The organism is Streptacidiphilus sp. BW17 (assembly GCF_041262485.1).
GTDB lineage: Bacteria > Actinomycetota > Actinomycetes > Streptomycetales > Streptomycetaceae > Streptacidiphilus.
On record NZ_JBGCCR010000013.1, the window covers coordinates 151,329 to 169,318 of the forward strand.

A 17,990-nucleotide genomic window follows, 5' to 3' on the forward strand; every position below is an offset into this window, starting at 1 on the left:
GGCTGTCCCCGCCCTGAGTCCCCGGCCGCTCACGCGGCCGGGTGCCAGACCGGGAGGTCGAGGACCATGGTCAGCCCGCCGCCAGGGGTGTCCTCGCAGGTGAGAGCGGATCCCATGGCCTCGGCGAAGCCGTGGGCCAGGGCGAGGTGCAGGGTGGGGCCTGCGCGGGTGGCGGCGGGCGGCACCACGCCGTCGAAGGCGGGGACGGCGGGGTCGAAGAGCGCCTCGCGCTCTGCCTCGCGCAGGGACGGCCCGTGGTCGGCCACCCGCAGTTCGACCCGGTCGGCGAATCTGCTGGCGGAGACCAGCACCGCAGACGGCTCCCGGGCCGCCGACGGCGGTTCCTCGGCCGCCGACGCCGACGCCGAGACCGGAGCATCGGCCACTGCCACGGCGGCTGCGGGCACCACCGCCGGAGCGGCGGAGTGCTGCAGCGCGTCGGTGACCAGGTTGGACAGGATCCGCTCCAGCAGCGCGGGATCGGCGTCCACCTCCGGGATCTGGTCCAGCCCGCGCGCGGCGATCCGGTCCGCGCCGTCGCCGTCCGCCTCGGCCAGCGTCTCCTTGACCGAGGCGAACACCCGTGCCGTGTCCGTGGCCTGATGCTGCGGCACCAGCGCGCCCGCGTGGGTGCGGCTGAGGTCGTAGAGGTCGTCGGCGAGCTCCGCCAGGCGGTCCAGCGACTCCTCGGCGACGTCGAGCAGCTCGTCCTGGTCCTGGCAGGCCGCGTCGTCCTCGGCACTGCGCAGCGAGCCGACGGCGGAGAGCGCGGTGTCGATCGGCTGGCGCAGGTCGTGGCTGACGGCGGCGAGCAGGCCTGCCCGGCTGCGCTTGACGGCCCCCGCCGGGCCCGCCTCGGCGGCGGCATGGGCGAGCCGGGCCCGGCCCAACGCGACGCGGACGTGCGCGGCGAACGCGGTGAGGACCCGGCGGTCGGAGGCGGGCAGCGCCCGGCCGCGCAGGATCAGCGACACGTCGCCGGTCACCGCAACCTCCTCGTCGACCGCTCCCGGTTCCCGCGCCCGCGACTTCGCGGGCGCGGGCGCGGGCGACGGCGCGGGCTCGGCAAGGGCAGCGTCGTCGCCGGCCAGGCTGTCCGTCGCCAGCACCACGGTGTCCCCCGCCGGGCCGCGCGTGACCAGCGCGACGCTGTCCATACCGAAGGTCTCCCGCAGCCGGTCCAGCAGCGGCGGGATGGTGTCGTCGCCGTCGAGCAGGTCGTGGTTGAGCGCCGACAGGGTCTCCGCCTCGGCGGTGGCGCGGGCGGCGTGGTGGGCGAGTTCGGTGGCGCGGTCCACCACCGCGGCGACCACCACCGCCACCACCACGAAGGCGATCAGTGCCAGCACGTTGTTGGCGGTGTCGACGGTGAACTGGTGGATCGGCGGGATGAAGTAGTAGTTGAGCAGCAGCGACGCCACGACCGCGGTGAGCAGCGCGTTGCCCACGCCGCCGAGCATCGCCACGCCGACCACGGCGAGCACGAACAGCAGCGAAGTGCCGGTCAGGTTGAGCGAGCCCCGCGCTGCCGTGAGCACCAGCGTCAGCAGCACCGGAACGGCCACCGCCACCACCGGGTACGCGATCCGCCGCCACGACGTCGTCCCCCGCCCGGTCCCGCGGCGCAGGTGGAGACCACGACCGGCGGCCTCGTGGGTGACCATGTGGACGTCGATGTCGCCGGAGTCCTCGATCGTGCTCTCGCCGATGCCGCGTCCGGCGTTGAGCGTGCGGGCCATCCGGCCGCGGCGACTGGTGCCGAGCACGAGCTGGGTGGCGTTCTCGGCGCGGGCGAAGTCGAGCAGCGCGGTGGGGATGTGGTCGCCGACGACCGAGTGGTACGTGCCGCCCATGCTCTCCACCAACTGCCGCTGCGCCGCGAGCGCGGCGGGCGAGGCTTCGGCGAGGCCGTCGCTGCGGGCCACATGCACGGCGAGCAGTTCGCCTCCGGCCGTGCGGGCGGCGATGCGGGCCGCACGGCGGATCAGCGTCTCGCCCTCACGGCCGCCGGTCAGGGCGACCACCACCCTTTCCTTCGTCTCCCAGACACCCCCGATCCCGTGCTCGGCGCGGTACCGCTGCAACCCCTCGTCGACGCGTCCGGCGACCCAGAGCAGCGCGAGTTCGCGCAGCGCGGTCAGGTTGCCGACGCGGAAGTAGTTGGAGAGCGCGGCGTCGACCTTCTCCGCGCCGTAGACGTTGCCGTGCACCATCCGGCGACGCAGGCCCTCGGGCGGCATGTCGACCAGCTCGATCTGGTCGGCGCGGCGCACCACCTCGTCCGGGACGGTCTCCCGCTGCGGAACGCCGGTGATCTTCTGGACGACGTCGTTGAGCGACTCCAGGTGCTGCACGTTGACGGTGGTGAGCACGTCGATCCCGGCGGCCAGGATGTCCTGGACGTCCTGCCAGCGCTTGGTGTGGGCGCCGCCGGGGATGTTGGTGTGGGCCAGCTCGTCCACGAGTACCACCTCGGGGCGGCGGGCGAGGACGGCGTCGGTGTCCATCTCGGTGAACATCGCCCCGCGGTACTCGCGGGACGCACGAGGCAGCACCTCCAGTCCGGCCAACCGCTCCTCGGTCCGGGGGCGGCCGTGGCACTCGACCAGGCCGACGACCACGTCGGTCCCCCGGTCACGGCGACGCAGCGCCTCGTCGAGCATCCGGAAGGTCTTCCCGACGCCGGGCGCCGAGCCGAGGTAGACCTTCAGCTGCCCCGGAACGGATCGGACATGCGCGCGAGTCTCGGACACGGACACGGCGGCCTCCCTCCGTGCACTCCCTTTCAGGGTAGGCAGGCCCACGGCAAACGGGGCGGTTGCAGGCCCACAGGTGACGGCCAGCGGTTGTCGGTCAGCGGTTGTCGGTCAGCGGTTGTCGGTCAGCGGTTGTCGGTCAGCAGCTCGGCACGACGCGTGCGCCGTCGCTCGGAGAGCCAGGTGGCGGCCAGGTAAAGCGGCATGCTGACGGCGATCAGAACCGCGCAGCCGGTCACCGCGCTGGCCAGGAAGTGCCCGCCGACCTTGGAGACGCCCTGGTAGAAGGCGACGATGACGACCATCAGCAGCACATAGCCACCGAGCGCGGTCGCCCCCGTCTGCCAGAGCAGCGCGGGCCAGCCCTGCCGCGCCCACGCGGGCGTGAACCGGCCGGTCCGCCACCGGCGTTCGCGCTCGTCCGGGTGGCGGGCGAGGGCGCGCAGGCCGAGGGCCAGGTAGAGCATGAGCAGCAGGTAGCCGGCGAACGTCACCCCGAACGACAGCGGCCCGGACAGCAGCGGCTGCGGCGCGGGCTGCGACTGATCCGCCGTCACCAACGCCGTCACCAACGCTGTACCCGAGGCGACGTACGCCGCGAGCATGCTCACTGGCCGCTGCCTTCCCGCAGCAGGAAGTGCCAGCCGCGGATGAAGGTGTGCCAGCCGAACCAGAGCCACAGGCCGAACAACACCCAGCGCCCGACCGGATACCGCATGACGGCGCGGGCCGTGTCGCTCAGCGTCGGGTATCCGGCCGCCACGCCGCCGCGCGCCAGCGCGAAGCCCTCCCAGGCGAAGAGCGCGCCGAAGACCACCGCCCAGACGAGATACCCGATCAACCGCTGGTGTCCCATTCCGCTCCCTCGCCGCCTCGCTGCCTCGCCTTCGGGCACTATCGCCGATCGTGCTGCATGGCCCCGGCGAAGCTCGGCAGATCCCGCCCCCGGCAGCGCGTCGTGTCGCGGATCGGACCCTGACGCGGGACCGCAGGCGGAGTACCGTAGAAGGCGGCCTGCAGGGTGAGCAAGGGAGCTTGACCGGGCAGTACCGGGCAGATGCGCACCGCCCGGAACCGCGGTCGACGGCCGAACTGATCCGCCGGAGGAACGACAGACTCCGGCGCACTCCACCACCTCGCCAAGGCGATGCCCCCCGGAGGGCGCGCGCTCTGCAGGTCGGCAGTGAGATGCAGGTGTACGAGGCCCGCGCGGGAACACGCCCGCGCGGGCCGTGGCGTTCCGGGCCGGCGCCCCAGCCGCACGCGGCCGTCGAGGTGCTGGCACTCGGCCGGATCCCGATTCATGCTGCTGGAGTCGGCTCCGCCGACCGTAGCCAGACAGCCACCGGACGCGAATCGAGCATCATGCTGAATCTCCGCATCGCATCGGTCGAGTGCACGGACCTCTTCGTCGGCTCCACGGACGGGTCCGCCGGCGAACCCCGCCAGGTCGTCCGGGTCCGGGTCAAGGGGGCCCGATCCGGCCGGGACGTGACGGTCACCGTCCGGGGCGGGGCCGAGGGCTCGCTGACCGCACCGGCCGGACGCGAGGCGCTCGAAGTCCCGGTCCGGTGCACCGAACCGCCCGGCACGGAGGTGCCGGTGGAGGTCGAGGCGGTCGTCGGCAGACGCCGGGCGACGGCCAGGGCCACCATGACCGTGGCCGAGCCGGGCTGGACCATGTACATGGTCTCCCACTTCCACTACGACCCGGTCTGGTGGAACACCCAGGCGGGATACACCGTCGCGTGGAACGACCAGAAGCACGCGCAGAAGCACCGCTCCGGCTTCCAGCACGCCGGGTTCGACCTGGTCCACGCGCATCTGGAGCTGGCCCGGCGCGACCCGGACTACTGCTTCGTGCTGGCGGAACTCGACTACCTCAAACCGTACTGGGACGCCTTCCCCCAGGACCGGGACGCCCTGCGCCGGCTGCTCGCCGAAGGACGGCTGGAGCTGATGGGCGGCCTCTACAACGAGCCGAACACCAACCTGACCGGAGCCGAGACGACCATCCGCAACGCGGTGCACGGCCTCGGCTTCCAGCAGGACGTGATCGGCGGCGACCCGGCCACCGCCTGGCAGCTCGACGTCTTCGGTCACGACCCGCAGTTCCCCGGCCTGATGGCCGCGGCAGGACTGACGTCCTCGTCCTGGGCACGCGGGCCGTTCCACCAGTGGGGCCCGAACATGACGCCGCACGGCTCCCGGCCCAAGGACGCCGACACCGAAGGGATGCAGTTCGCCAGCGAGTTCGACTGGGTCGCGCCGAGCGGCGAGTCGCTGCTGACCCACTACATGGCCGGGCACTACAGCGCCGGCTGGAAACTGGACTCCTGCGGCTCGCTGCGCGAGGCCGAGGAGGCCGCGCTGCGGCTGTTCCGGATCCTCTCCAAGGCGGCAGCGACGAAGAACGTGCTGCTTCCCGTCGGCACCGACTACACGCCGCCGAACCGCTGGGCCACCGCGATCCACCGCGACTGGAACGCACGCTACGTCTGGCCGCGCATCGTCTGCGGGCTGCCGCGCGACTTCTTCGCCGCCGTCCGGGCCGAGTTGGCGTCGAGCGGACGTCGACTGACGCCGCAGACCCGGGACATGAACCCGATCTACACCGGCAAGGACGTCTCCTACATCGACACCAAGCTGGCCCAGCGCGCCACCGAGAACCTGCTGCTCGACGCCGAGAAGTTCGCCACCCTCGCCTGCCTGCTGGGCGACGCCGCCTACCCCGAGGCGGCCCTGGACAAGGCCTGGCGGCACCTGGTCTACGGCGCGCACCACGATGGCATCACCGGGTCCGAGTCCGACCAGGTCTACCTGGACCTGCTCGCGGGGTGGCGCGAGGCCTGGGATCTGGCGTCCACCGTCCACTGCAACGCGCTGACCCACCTGACCGCGCGCATCGACACCGCGTCTCTTGCTGCTGCGGAACCCGACGCCGCCGGACGCGTGTTGACGGTTTTCAACCCGAGCAGCTGGGCGCGGACCGATCTGGTCCGGTTCACCGCTCCGCCGTCCTTCGGCGGGCTGGTGGACGCGGAGGGCCGCGCGGTCCCGACGCTGCGCGAGCCGGGCGGGGAGGGCCCGGACACCGTCACCTTCCTTGCGCAGGACGTCCCTTCGCTCGGTCACCGCAGCTACCGGGTCGCGGCGAACGGGTCCACCGCCGCCGCACCGGAGGGCTGGCGGGCACGCGAAGGCACGTCCATCGCCAACGAGTTCCACGACCTGACCGTCGCCCCCGCACGCGGCGGCGGCGTGTCGAGCCTGCGCGAGCGGGCCACCGGTCGCGAGCTGATCGCGTCCGGCGCGGTCGGCAACGAGCTCCTCGTCTACGACGAGTACCCCGCGCACCCGGACTTCCACGAAGGCCCGTGGCATCTGCTGCCCACCGGACGCTACGACGGCGCGGCCGCGCACCCGGCGGAGTCCGTCGTGGTCGAGCAGTGCCCGCTGGGCGAGCGGGTCACCGTCCGGGGCAGGGTCGGTCCGGCCGACTACACCCAGCGGCTCACCCTCTGGCGTGGGCTGGACCGGGTCGACTGCGAGACGCGGCTGGACGACTGGACCGGCAGCGACCAACTGGTCCGGCTGCGCTGGCCCTGCCCGGTCCCGGGTGCGCTGCCGGTCTCCGAGGTGGCGGACGCCGTGATCGGACGCGGCTTCGCGCACCCGGACGTCGACGTGGCCGTCCATCCGTGGACCCTGGACAACCCCGCCCACCAGTGGTTCGGCCTGAGCAGTGCCGCGCGTGTGGTGCTCACCGGCACGGACGGCGCGGCCATCGGCGCGCGCGCCCTCGGCGTCGCCGAGATCGTCGCCCCGGACGAGGCGGGCGCGGCCGGGCTGGGCCGCGAGCTGAGCGTCGCGCTCGTGCGGGCCGGGGTCACCGCGACCTGCTCGGTGGCGGACGGCCACCGTTACGGGGTTCCGGCGCTGGACTCGAACCTGCCGGACGTCCGGATCAGCGTCGGCGGCCCGGAGGTCAACAGCTTCACCGCCGCCGTCCTCGACGCAGCCGGGCCCGCCCACGCGGACGAGCTGAAGCGCCAACTCGCCGCCGACGGCCACGCCTTGGTCTGGGTTCCGGCGCGCAAGCCGCTGGCGCACACCTGGCTTCCCGGCGCGGACCTGACGGCTCCGCTGGATCTGCCCGTGCTCGTCCTCGCGGGCGCGTCGGGCGGCGACGGCGTCGAGCTGGAGGCGGCCGTCGCCCGCGTGGTCGCGGACCTGCGCGACGCCCGGATCGAGGTGCGCCAGGCCGCGAAGCTCTGCGGCGAGGCGGACCTGCAGTTCGAGGACCGGACGGTCGCGCTGCTCAACCGGGGCATGCCGGGCTTCGCCGTGGACGTGCGCGGACGGCTGCACGTCTCCCTGCTGCGCTCCTGCACCGGCTGGCCCTCGGGCGTGTGGATCGACCCGCCCAAGCGCACCGTGCCCGACGGCAGCGGCTTCCAACTCCAGCACTGGACGCACACGTTCGCGTATGCGCTGGCCTCGGGAGCGGGCGACTGGCGCGAGACCGGCATGGTGGCGCGCGCCCATGACTTCAACCACCCGCTGACCGCCGTTCTGACAGATCGTCATGCTGCCGGTCCATCGGAAACTCCAGGAGCATCAGGAATGCTGCCGCCCACCGGCTCGCTGGTCTCGGTCGAACCGGCCGGGCAGGTGGTGCTGACGGCGCTCAAGGCGACCGGCAATCCGCTGGCCACCGGCCGCTCCGGCGGCGCGGATCCGGTCGGCTCCGGCTTCACCGCCCGGTTCTACGAGGCCCACGGCCACGACGCCGAGGCCCGGCTCACCGTTCCGGTCCCGCTCGCCTCGGCCGCCCACGCCGACCTGGTCGAGCGGCCGGGCGCGGCGATCGGCGTCGGGCCGGACGGGACGGTCACCACGACCGTCGGGCCCAACGGCGTGCAGACCGTCCTGCTGAGCCCCGCAACGCGCGGATCGGAGGCAACCACAGCGCTCGCATCCCGGCACGAGGCGGCCCAGCCGGTCTTCACCCGTTACTGGCTGCACAACCGGGGCCCAGCTCCGCTCGGCAACCTGCCCGTCGGCGTCCATCTGACGGCCGCACCGGACGCTGCCACCACCGCCCTGCGCGTGACAGTCGCCTCCGATCTGGTCGACCGCGCGGCGGAGGTCGCCCTGCGCCTGGTCGCGCCCGAGGGCTGGCAGATCGACCCGTCGGACCGTCCGCTGTGGCTGCCCCCCGGCGACTGGACCGAGGTCGAGGCCACGCTCACCCCGCCCGCCCCTCCCGCGAAGGCCGGAGCAGGTCCGCACCTCGTCCGGGCGCAGCTGGAGCACGAGGGCCGGACCTACGAGGACGTCCTCTTCGTGGACGGCTCCGGCCGGCCGACCTCCGTCGACAACGGCACGCTCACCGTCGAGTTGGACGCGAAACTGCTCACCCTCCGTCCCGGCGGCAGCGCCACGCTGACCGCGACCCTGCGCAACGGCGCACCCTTCGAGATCCAGGGCGAGTGCCAGGCGGTCAGCCCGTGGGGCACCTGGTCCGCCGTCACCCCGGCGACACAGGGGTTCACCGTGCCCGCGCACGGGTCGGCGCAGGTACGGGTCGACGTGGCCGCGCCGGGCAGCGCGGCAGGTGACGACGGGGGGCACTGGTGGGTGCTGCTCAAGACGATGTGGTTCGGGCGGATCGGCTACTCGCCCGCCGTCCGCCTCGTGGTCGGGGAGCAGCCGTGATCGCCGCCCGGATCGGCGGCCTCACGGTCACCGCCGACGAGGTCGACGCGCGGGTGGCCGAGCTGCGACTCGGCCCCTACGCCGGCCTGCTGCCGTCCCCGACCACCGCCGAGGGCCGCCAGTTGCGCCGGTGGACCACGCAAGTCCTGGTCACCGAGCGGGTGTTGCGCGACCACGCCCGTCGGCACGACCGTCCCGCTCCACCCGACGCGCCCCGGCCGTTGCCGCAGTCGGCACGGATCGAACTGGGCAGCGTGCTCGCCGCGGTGCTGGCCACCTGCCCGGCTGCGTGGGCGGCCTACGACCTGGTCACCGCGTCGGCCACGGTCCCGGAGGAGGCCGTGCGGGCCTACGCCACCCCCGACCGTCGTCGCCCGGCGCGGCGCAGCGTCGTCCACCGGTTCCGCGGACGACCCGTCAACAACGGGCGCCCGTACCTGGTCGCGCGGCACGAACTGCCGCCGCCGGTCGCGGCGGCGGTGTTCGCCGGGCCGGTCGGGGCGGTCGTGGAACCGTCACCCGACCACTGGTTCACCCTCGGCGAGCTGGAACCCGCCGCCTCCGCACCCGGGAACCCGACTGCGGAAGCCCTTGCCGCGGCCCGTGACGCGTTGACCGAGGCGCAGCGGCGGCACGTCTTCGCCGAGTGGACGAGTCGTCAGGTCGCCCGGGCCACCCTGATGCCCGGCTTCGAACACCCGGCCGACATCCGCCAACCCGACGCGACTCACCACCACTGACCGCTCCCCCGGCACCACGGCCGCCACGGCCGCTACGGCACCCGCTCGGTGAAGCACTGCGGATCGCCGGGGTGCCCGACGGGGGTCAGACAGGCCCGGAGCACGGCCCCGGGACGCGTCGCGCTGACCATCGGGGTGGACGCCCCGTCCGACGCCAGGTAGGGGTTGGCCATCAACAGGTCCTGCGTCGCCACCCCAGGCGTCGAGATCGACACGGTGTCACCGACCTGCCCGTTCCAGGCCTTGACCCAGGCCGAGTCGCACGTCTGGCTGTAACGGAAACTCAGGTCCGCGCCGGTGCGGGTGGCGAAGTAGTCCGGCCCCAGGGTCGCCGGGCCCATGCCGCAGCCCGTCTGCTGCGCGTCCGCCCCGACGCAGGAACTTCCCGAACAGCCCATCCGCACCGCCTTCCAGTACGGCACGGGAGGCGCAGCGGAACTCGCCGAGCGCCACGCGTACGCCGCGCCCGCCGTGAGCGTGGCACAGACCACCGCGACGACGACGAACAACCATGCCCCGGACCGCGGTCGGCGCAGCCGCCGCGCCCGGCGCACCGGCGCAGCCTTCTCGGTCTGCTCCGGCTCCTCGGCCTTCTCCGCTTCAACCGGCTTCTCGGCCGGTGCGGTGTCGTCGACCGGGTCGCCGTCACGGGGGTCGTCGGCTGCCGACGCGTCGGTGTCGTCCGACACCGCCTCAACGGCCGGGGCCGGCACGGCCAAGACAGTCGGCACAGCCGACACGGCCGACGCGGCTCCGGCCGAAGGGTTCGCGGCCACCTTCCCGCGTCCGCTCCAGGCCGCCTCCGCGAGCTCCCACAGGGCGCGCAGCGCCCGTTCGGGCTCGTCGGCGACCAGGCACAGCTCCTGAACGGCGGCCCACGGCGGCAACGACTTGGCGTTGAGGTAGCGCTCCCACGACGACTTGCTGTACGTCGTGGCCGCCGCGAGCTGGGCGAGCGAGAGGCCCGCACGGACGCGCAACGCTCGGAGTTCTGCCGCCAGGCGGCGACACTCGGGACCTGTCGTACTCATGCCTGCCACCTCGCGCTTCGCTTCGGCTCCGCAGCGCTGCGCCTCAGCTCGCCGCTCACCGTTGTCCCCTCGCGCTTCGCTTCGGCTCCGCTGCGCTACGCCTCAGCTCGCCGCTCACCGGCGCAGCGCTCCCCAGGTCTGCGGGCCCACCACCCCGTCGATCTCCAGGTGCCGGGCCACCTGGAACTGAACCACGGCCTTCTCGGTCTTCATCCCGAAGCTCCCGTCGATGCCCTCGGGCGTGAAACCGGCCCGCTGCAACAGGCACTGGAGCTCGACGACCACCGGACTCTGCATGGTGATCTCGGTGGTCGTGGTGGTGGTCGTGCTGTAGCCGGCCTCCCACAGCCCGTTGACGCGACTGTCGTGGCACACGTAGGCCGGCGGCGACGGCACGATGGGCGGCTGGGGCGGCGCGACGGTCGCACAGGCGGCGGTCCCGTTCCAGGGCTGGACGATCGCCAGTGCGATCCCCGCCCCGGCGAGCGCGGCTACAGCCGAGGCGATGACGGTCCGCCAACCCCGGTGCGCCTGCTGCGGAGTGGCGGACCCCCCGGCCGCCACGCCCACGACCGGCTCGGTCGGCCCACCCACTCCGCCTGCTTCGCCCGAGTCCCCCCACTCTCCCGGCTCCCCCGACTCGTCCTGCCCGCCCGGTTCCTCGGCATCCAGATCTGCAGCCGCGTCCATATCTGCATCCGCGTCCGCCTCGACCCCGTCCGTCGCGCCCTCCGGGCGGGTGGCGGACGTGGACTGCCAGGCCTCGCGTGCGGCCTGATGCAGGGCCAGCAGCGGGACGGGATCCGCGCCGGTCGCCCGGGCCAGGGACTCGACGGCCTCACGCGGGGGCAGCAGCCTCCCGCCGAGGTAGCGCTCCCACGACGAAGCGCTGTACTCGGTGCGGGCGGCGAGCCGATCCAGGCTGGATCCGCTCTCGTCCTTGAGCCGCCGCAGCTCCGCCACCAGCTGCACCACCGCCGAGGGAAGCCCCTCGGGCAGTGCCTTCCAACGCGCCATGCGTCGCCCCCCCTGTGCATCAACCTTGCTCACATGATCGGCTTCCGACCGAGGCTCTTCCGCGCAGCCCGCGTGATGCTACCGCGCATGCGCATGCCACCCCCAAGCGTCCCGCCACACCGTCGTGCACCCCTGAATCGCCGCTGTTCAGAGGCTCGTCGTCCCAAGATCTCGGCAAATGTCCCGTCAGACTGGCGCAGTGGGACACAAACCGGAAGCCTGTCTGCCATCAGCTGCCGAACCGCCGCAGTCGCGTCGGCGGAACGGCCTCCGCCGTCCAGGCCCTCGCCGGGGAGGGGCCTGGGCGGCGCACGGAACCAGACCCTCCCCACGGGTCCCTCCGCTCACCCCGTGCGCAAGCATGCACCTGCCACGCCGCTCAGGGACATCCGTCTTTCAGCCAACCGACACCCGGATCTCACACCGCCGCACACCATCTCGATGCGCCTTACAGCGCCTCAGAGCACCATCGGCCGGTCGGACGCGGCGATCGGGGCGGGCAGCTCGGTCGGCCGCCCGCGCAGATAGCGGTCGGCCGCGGCGGCAGCCGCGCGCCCCTCGGCGATGGCCCAGACGACCAACGACTGCCCGCGTCCCGCGTCGCCCGCGACGAAGACGCCCGGCCTTCCGCCCGCGAAGCCCTCGTCCCGCGCGAACGCACCCGTCGGCCCGAGGCGCAAGCCCAGCTGGTCGACCAGCCCCCCGTCCTCCGGTCCGGTGAAGCCGAGGGCGAGCAGCACCAGCTCCGCCGGGATCACCCGCTCCGTCTCCGGGACGGGTCGGCGCGAGCCGGGATCGGCGTCGCTGAGATGGAGCGCGCGCACCCGTCCCTGCGCGTCGCCGTCGAGCCGGACCGTGGCCGCGGCGAAGACCCTGACGTCGCCGTGCTCGCCGGTGAGGTGCTGGTCGTCGGGGTCGCCCGGGGCGACGACGCGGAGCCGGACCAGGTCCCGGCCCTCCACGTGCGCGGGCGTCAGCCGGTGGATGCGCGGATAGGTCGGCCACGGCTGGTCGTCCGGGCGCTCCTCGTCCGGCTGCGGCTTGATGTCGAGCTGGACCACCGAGGCGGCGTGCTGGCGCAGCGCCGTGCCCAGGCAGTCGGCGCCGGTGTCGCCGCCGCCGATGATGACGACCCGCCTGCCCTCGGCGGTGATCGGCGGCCGGGGGTAGTCGCCCTCCTGGACCCGGTTGGCCTGCACCAGGTACTCCATGGCCTGGTGCACCCCGGCCAGGTCCCGTCCGGGCACCGGCAGTTCGCGCGGGCGGGTGGCGCCGGAGGCGACGACCACCGCACCGTGGCGCTCCAGCAGCGTGCTCGCGTCGAGCTCGGTGCCGACGGCGACGCCTGGGCGGAACACCGTCCCCTCCGCCTCCAGCTGCGCGATCCGGCGCGCCAGATACCGCTTGTCCATCTTGAAGGCCGGGATGCCGTAGCGGAGCAGCCCGCCGATCCGGTCGTCGCGCTCGTAGACGACCACCTCGTGCCCGGCGCGGGTCAGCTGCTGCGCGGCGGCGAGCCCGGCCGGGCCAGAGCCGATCACGGCGACCCGCGCTCCGGTGTGCTCCTCGGGACGGACGGGGCGGGCCAGTCCGTGCTCCCAGGCGTAGTCGGCGATGGCCGCCTCGATCGCCTTGATCGCCACCGCGTCGCGGCCGTCGATCGCCAGCACGCAGGCACTCTCACAGGGGGCCGGACAGAGGGAGCCGGTGAACTCGGGGAAGTTGTTGGTGGCGTGCAGGCGGTCGGCCGCCGCGTCCCAGTCCTCGCCCGCGGAGAGCACGTTCCAGTCGGGGATGAGGTTCCCCAGCGGGCAGGCGTGGTGGCAGAAGGGGATACCGCAGTCCATGCACCGACCCGCCTGCGCGCTGATCAGCGGCAGCAGCCCGCCGGGCACCTCGGCATCCGGGACGTGCACGTCCCGCCAGTCGTCGACCCGGTCCGGAACCGGGCGCAGCGGCCAGTCGTGTCGCGGGGTGGTGAGAAAGCGCCAACGGTCATCCATGGCAGGCTCCCAGCGGATGTGACCTGCGTCACACCACCATACGACCGCCACGGGCAGCACAGCACGCCCTCGCCCTCACGTTGCACTCATGCGTCCTTCACACTCCCTTCACTACCCCACCGACCTGCGCAAATGCCTCATGCCACCGCCTGTACGGACACTCCGGACATGTGTGGCTTGAACCACTTCGCCGCGAATTTCCTTGCCCGGCCGGACGCGTGCGTGTGACGGTGTTGAAGCGTTGGACGACGTCGAGACGTCCCCGACGACACAGCGGCCGGACGCACGGCCGCACCGGAGCCGACGGGCTCCGGGGTGATCGGTTCCCCACCCTCTTGTGCGAGAGGCGGCAGGTGCGACTGCCGAGCTGGGCATGCCGGATCACTTCTCCCACATATGCACAACCACACCTCCCACACAGTGGCTGCGTCCTGCCTTGTTCGGCAGGCCCCGACGGTTCGGCCGCGCTGCGAGAGAGCTCGACGGAGCTCGCCACAGCTCGACCGCGTCCGCCTGCGGGGTCTCCGCCACTCCCCCCTGTCCACATGGAGTGACATGCGCATCAGCGCTCGCAAGACCCGTATCGCCGTCCGCGTTGCCGTTGCCGCGACCCTCATCGGCGGCGTGGCCGTCGGCACCGTCGGCACCGCCGAGGCCGCCGCCCCCGCGTCCGCCCCGGCCGTCACGTCCGGCTACTCCAACAGCTTCTACGGCTGGATCGCCCAGGCGCAGTCCATCCTGGCCGCCCACGGCGACCACGTCCCGCCGGCGGCTGCCATCGCCGCGCGTGCCATGACCGAGTCCTCCGGCAACCCCAGCGCCGAGAACAACTGGGACTCCAACGCCGCCGCGGGCACCCCGTCCATCGGTCTGCTCCAGGTGATCCAGCCCACCTTCGACACCTACTCGCTGCCGGGCTACAGCAACATCTGGAACCCGGTCGACAACATCATCGCCGCCGTGCGCTACGCGAACGCCCGCTACGGCGCGTTCGAGAACATCGCCTACGGCACCAACGGCTACTGAGCCGAGCCGGGCTGACACAGCTTCACCAAAGACCCCGCCGACCCGCACCCGGGCCGCCGGGGTCTGGGTGCGTTGAGGCCTGGGCACATTGAGGCTCGGCTGCGTTGGGGCTTGGGTGCGTTGGGGCCCTGACGTCCCGTCATCTGACGATCCGTCACATGTCGAGCTCGCCCTCGATCAACGCCAACTTCCGCCTGGCCATGGCCAGATTGGCGCGCTCCCGATCCAGCACCAGGACCAGGAAGAGCCCCGCGCCCGTGCGGGCGGTCAGCGGGCGGATCAGGTGGTACTGCCGGGTCAGTGTGATCAGGATGTCCTCGATGGTTCCTTGCAGCCCGAGCATCTCCATGGTCCGGTGCTTGGCCCGCACCAGGTCGGTATGACCCGCGGCGGCGATCGCCATGTCGAGTTCGCCGTTCCCGCCGCCCAGAGCCCCGAGGCTCATTCCACTGGTCAGATCGACAAGCGCGACGCCCAGCGCGCCGTCGATGCTCATGGCGTCTTTGAGTGCGATGTCCGTGTTCACCATGGATCGTGACGTTAGGGGCGCGCCGACCGGCGGATTCGACGAATTTCAGAAGTCTGCAACGCGCGGAATCCGCAGGTGTATGCTCCCTCGCCCTACGTCAGACCGCCTTCGCCGCATGGCGTTCGAAGACCTCGGGACGCGCGCGCCGCAGCGCCGTCGTGATCGCACCGAGCAGGACCGCGTCGTCGCCCAACTCGCTCGCCGCCACGCGGGGACGCAGCGGGGTGAGCAGCCGGAGCGACGCTCGGACCGGGTCGAGCAGCAGGTCGGCGCCGTGGCCGACACCGCCGCCGAGGACGACGAGGTCCGGATCGAGCACGGCGGACACCGCGGAGACCACCAAGGCCAGCCGCTCGCCCTCCTTGCGCACCGCCGCGACGGCGGCGGGCTGCCCCGTGCGGGCCGCGTCGAAGACGTCCTTGGCGGAGGCGACTCCGTCCAGGCCGAGCGCGCGGGCGATGCGGACCACCGCATCGGCGGAGACCGCGTCCTCCAGCGCTCCGCGCCGGACCCGCCCCTCGACCGAAGCAGCCTCCCTACCCGCCTCGGCGCCCGCCGCCGCACCCGCCTCGATGCCCTGCTCGACGACGTCGTCGAGGGCGCGGCCGTCCAGCGCGCCGCCGTCGAGCGCGGCGAGCGAGACGGGCAGGAAGCCGACCTCACCCGCCGCGCCGTGCGCGCCGGTGAAAAGCTCGCCGTCGGCGACGATGCCGATGCCCAACCCCGTGCCGACCAGCGCGTAGACGAAGAGGCGGCTGCCCCGACCCGCGCCGAAGGCGTACTCGCCGAGCGCGGCCAGGTTGGCGTCGTTGTGGACGGAGAGGTCGGGACCGCCCAACTGTCCGCGGATCCGCTCCACCAGCCCGGCCCGGCCCCAGCCCGGCAAGTTCACCGCATAGCGGACCCGCCCGGACTCCGGGTCGAAGACACCGGGCGTGGCGACCGCCGCGTGCACGACGCGGTCCGCCGGCACGTCGGCCTCGCGCAGCACCTCACCGGCCGCCGCGACCACCGCGTCCGCGACTGCGTCGGCGGTGGTGCCTTCGTTGGGCACGTCGATCCGGGCCCGGATCCCGCCCGACAGGTCGGCGACCGCGGTACGCAGCCGGGCCCGGCCGATGTCGATGCCGAGCACGTACCCCGCGGTCGGGTCGGGTTCGTAGAGCACGGCCGTGCGTCCGCGCTCCGGGACGACCGTCCCCGCCTCACGCACCAGCCCGCCCTGCTCCAGGGCGGCGAGCGCGCTGGACACCGTCGGCTTCGACAGGCCGGTCTCCCGCGCGAGTTGGGCACGCGAGGCGGCACCCGTGGTGCGCAGGTGCTCCAGCAGCAGCCACTCGTTGTTGCTGCGCAGGCGCTGCCGGTTCCAGGGTTGCTCGTCCACGTGCTGGTGATCCTCGGTCGGTCCGATGGGGATGCGTGCTCGACCACTGTAGGCAACCGGTGATCTCGGACACGCGCCCCTTGACGATACAAGTAAAGGAATTTAACTTTACTAACTGCCGAGCTCGTCCTGCAGCGTGCCTCCACGCCCCCGCACCCTCACTCCCCGCTCTCCCACGCCACCCCCACTCCCCACGGAGGATGACAACGATGTCCGAATCCCCGACGCCCCGACTGTCCAGACGGGTCGGACTGTTCCAGGCGACCGCCATCAATATGAGCCAGATGTGCGGCATCGGTCCGTTCGTCACCATCCCGCTGATGGTCGCCGCCTTCGGCGGACCCCAGGCCGTCATCGGCTGGGTGGTCGGCGCACTGCTCGCGCTCGCCGACGGCCTGGTCTGGGCCGAGCTCGGGGCCTCGCTCCCCGGCTCCGGCGGCACCTACGTCTACCTCCGTGAGGCCTTCCAGTACCGCAGCGGCAAGCTGATGCCGTTCCTGTTCGTCTGGACGGCCATGCTCTTCATCCCGCTGATCATGTCGACCGGCGTCCAGGGCATGGTCCAGTACCTCGGCTACCTGTGGCCCGGCATGACGACGCTCCAGGGCGACATCGTCGGCGTCGCCGTGGTCGCACTGGTGATCGTGCTGCTGTGGCGCAAGGTCGAGAACATCGGCAGGATCACTGTCGCGATGTGGGCCGTCATGATCGTCGCGGTCGCCGTGGTGATCCTGGCCGCCTTCACGCACTTTCACCCGTCGCTGGCCTTCACCTGGCCCGCGCACGCGATCCAGCTGACCCACGGCTCGTTCTGGATCGGCTTCGCCTCCGGCCTGACCATCGGCATCTACGACTACCTCGGCTACAACACCACCGCCTACATGGGCGCCGAGATCAAGAACCCGGGCCGGGTGCTGCCGCGTTCGGTCATCTACTCGATCGTCGCGATCATGGGCATCTACCTGCTGCTGCAGATCGGCGTCCTCGGCGTCGTGCGCTGGCAGGACATGTTGAACCCCGGCAACGTGGCCTCCCAGTCCGTCGCCTCGGCGGTCATGGAGAAGACCTTCGGCAAGGGCGCGGCCGACGTGGTCACCGTGCTGATCCTGATCACCGCCTTCGCCTCGGTCTTCACCGGCCTGCTCGGGGGCTCCCGGGTGCCCTTCGACGCGGCACGCGACCGGGTCTTCTTCCGGTCCTTCGGCAAGCTGCACCCCAAGCACAACTTCCCGGTCCTCGGGCTGGTGAGCATGGGCGTGATCACCGCCGCCGGATTCGTGCTGGCCCGCCACGTCGGCAACGCCGCGACCCACCCGCCACTGGGCGTGCTGATCACGCTGCTGACCACCGTCATGGTGATCATCCAGGCGCTGGCGCAGATCGCCGCGGTCACCGTGCTGCGCCGCCGTCAGCCGAACCTGGCCCGCCCGTACAAGATGCTGCTCTACCCGCTGCCCAGCGTGGTCGCCGGGATCGGCTGGCTCGTCATCTACGGCTGGGCGGACAAGGCCAACCCCGGCGTGCACCCGATCGAGTGGTCGCTGGCCTGGGTCGCGCTCGGCGTGGTCGCCTACCTGATCTGGTCGCGCGTGGAGAAGTCCTGGCCGTTCGGCCCGAAGGAGATCCACGAGGAGTACCTCACGGCGCAGGAGCAGCCGGTCCCGGCCGCCTCGCGCTGAGGCCGCGCCGGCCGGGCTCCTCGCCCCCGCCGCGCCGCACCACCCATCCCGCCGGTCTCCCGGTCGGGCGCACGCACGGCTCCCCGTGGCGGTCGCGCCCGGCC

General features: G+C 72.6%; 12 protein-coding genes. 4 read left to right on the top strand and 8 right to left on the bottom strand.

Annotation, left to right across the window (positions count from 1 at the left end; all coding sequences use genetic code 11):
• Nucleotides 1-29: 29 nt before the first annotated feature.
• The 3 genes from ABH940_RS18555 to ABH940_RS18565 all read right to left on the bottom strand — a co-directional run bounded on the left by ABH940_RS18555 (nucleotide 30) and on the right by ABH940_RS18565 (nucleotide 3,612).
• A complete protein-coding gene (locus ABH940_RS18555; RefSeq protein WP_370105747.1) occupies nucleotides 30-2,753 on the bottom strand; it encodes a DUF4118 domain-containing protein in 2,724 nt (907 codons plus the stop codon).
• 128 nt (nucleotides 2,754-2,881) lie between these two features.
• A complete protein-coding gene (locus ABH940_RS18560; protein ID WP_370066090.1) occupies nucleotides 2,882-3,361 on the bottom strand; it encodes a DUF6256 family protein in 480 nt (159 codons plus the stop codon).
• A 2-nt stretch (nucleotides 3,362-3,363) separates the two neighbouring features.
• Nucleotides 3,364-3,612 carry a DUF6186 family protein gene (locus tag ABH940_RS18565; protein WP_370065745.1) on the bottom strand — a complete coding sequence of 83 codons (249 nt, stop codon included), beginning with the start codon at nucleotides 3,610-3,612 and terminating at the stop codon, nucleotides 3,364-3,366.
• Nucleotides 3,613-4,121: 509 nt separating this feature from the next.
• Here ABH940_RS18565 and ABH940_RS18570 point away from each other — a divergent pair.
• Together ABH940_RS18570 and ABH940_RS18575 are read left to right on the top strand one after the other, a co-directional pair.
• A complete protein-coding gene (locus tag ABH940_RS18570) occupies nucleotides 4,122-8,477 on the top strand; it encodes a glycoside hydrolase family 38 C-terminal domain-containing protein (RefSeq protein ID WP_370105748.1) in 4,356 nt (1,451 codons plus the stop codon).
• Nucleotides 8,474-9,217 carry a hypothetical protein gene (locus ABH940_RS18575; RefSeq protein WP_370065741.1) on the top strand — a complete coding sequence of 248 codons (744 nt, stop codon included), beginning with the start codon at nucleotides 8,474-8,476 and terminating at the stop codon, nucleotides 9,215-9,217. The genes ABH940_RS18570 and ABH940_RS18575 overlap by 4 nt, the downstream gene beginning before the upstream one ends.
• A gap of 32 nt (nucleotides 9,218-9,249) precedes the next feature.
• On the opposite strand, the gene ABH940_RS18580 is transcribed toward ABH940_RS18575, so the two are convergent.
• The 3 genes from ABH940_RS18580 to ABH940_RS18590 all read right to left on the bottom strand — a co-directional run bounded on the left by ABH940_RS18580 (nucleotide 9,250) and on the right by ABH940_RS18590 (nucleotide 13,268).
• Entirely contained in the window at nucleotides 9,250-10,248 is a 999-nt protein-coding gene (locus ABH940_RS18580) for a helix-turn-helix domain-containing protein (RefSeq protein ID WP_370105749.1), read from the bottom strand.
• Between the two features lie 114 nt (nucleotides 10,249-10,362).
• Nucleotides 10,363-11,265, bottom strand: a complete 903-nt coding sequence (locus ABH940_RS18585) for a peptidoglycan-binding protein (protein WP_370065737.1) — start codon at nucleotides 11,263-11,265, stop codon at nucleotides 10,363-10,365.
• 458 nt (nucleotides 11,266-11,723) lie between these two features.
• Entirely contained in the window at nucleotides 11,724-13,268 is a 1,545-nt protein-coding gene (locus ABH940_RS18590; RefSeq protein WP_370105750.1) for a glutamate synthase subunit beta, read from the bottom strand.
• Between the two features lie 555 nt (nucleotides 13,269-13,823).
• On the opposite strand from ABH940_RS18590, the gene ABH940_RS18595 reads away from it, so the two are divergent.
• On the top strand, nucleotides 13,824-14,294 hold the full coding sequence (locus ABH940_RS18595) for a transglycosylase SLT domain-containing protein (RefSeq protein ID WP_370105751.1): 471 nt from the start codon (nucleotides 13,824-13,826) through the stop codon (nucleotides 14,292-14,294).
• A gap of 154 nt (nucleotides 14,295-14,448) precedes the next feature.
• Here the strand turns inward: ABH940_RS18595 and ABH940_RS18600 are convergent, their stop codons facing one another.
• Together ABH940_RS18600 and ABH940_RS18605 are read right to left on the bottom strand one after the other, a co-directional pair.
• On the bottom strand, nucleotides 14,449-14,823 hold the full coding sequence (locus tag ABH940_RS18600; RefSeq protein WP_370065731.1) for a hypothetical protein: 375 nt from the start codon (nucleotides 14,821-14,823) through the stop codon (nucleotides 14,449-14,451).
• A gap of 97 nt (nucleotides 14,824-14,920) precedes the next feature.
• Nucleotides 14,921-16,207 carry an ROK family protein gene (locus tag ABH940_RS18605; RefSeq protein ID WP_370105752.1) on the bottom strand — a complete coding sequence of 429 codons (1,287 nt, stop codon included), beginning with the start codon at nucleotides 16,205-16,207 and terminating at the stop codon, nucleotides 14,921-14,923.
• A 209-nt stretch (nucleotides 16,208-16,416) separates the two neighbouring features.
• On the opposite strand from ABH940_RS18605, the gene ABH940_RS18610 reads away from it, so the two are divergent.
• On the top strand, nucleotides 16,417-17,886 hold the full coding sequence (locus tag ABH940_RS18610) for an APC family permease (RefSeq protein ID WP_370105753.1): 1,470 nt from the start codon (nucleotides 16,417-16,419) through the stop codon (nucleotides 17,884-17,886).
• The last annotated feature ends 104 nt before the right edge of the window (nucleotides 17,887-17,990 follow it).